Origin of the sequence: Chryseobacterium sp. SIMBA_028 (assembly GCF_046535285.1) — a bacterium.
Taxonomy (GTDB): Bacteria; Bacteroidota; Bacteroidia; order Flavobacteriales; family Weeksellaceae; genus Chryseobacterium.
Genome location: NZ_JAWRWZ010000854.1, coordinates 1 through 233, shown reverse-complemented (window position 1 = coordinate 233; position 233 = coordinate 1). Strand labels below are relative to the sequence as shown.

The 233-nt window shown below is 48.5% G+C and carries 1 protein-coding gene; it reads left to right on the top strand.

What is annotated here, in order from left to right; translation table 11 throughout:
- Positions 1 to 233 (top strand): hypothetical protein (locus SCA31_RS25610; RefSeq protein ID WP_410699732.1); only part of this gene is annotated, 233 nt, incomplete at both ends.

Sequence of the window (233 nt, the reverse complement as noted above, 5' to 3'; positions counted from 1 at the left end):
CTTATTGCAGGGGCTGGTGTTACTATTGATGTTTCCGGAGTGATCATTAAGGATATTGAATCTTCCGGAGGCGCTTCGTTTTCTGCTTTAGAATCTACAGATGACGGAAATAATACGGGATGGGCGTTTCCTGCTGCTGCCAGTAAAACAATGTACTGGGTAGGGGGCAGCGGAAACTGGAATGACAGAATCCATTGGTCCCAGACCAGCGGTGGATCAGGCGGGTATTGTGT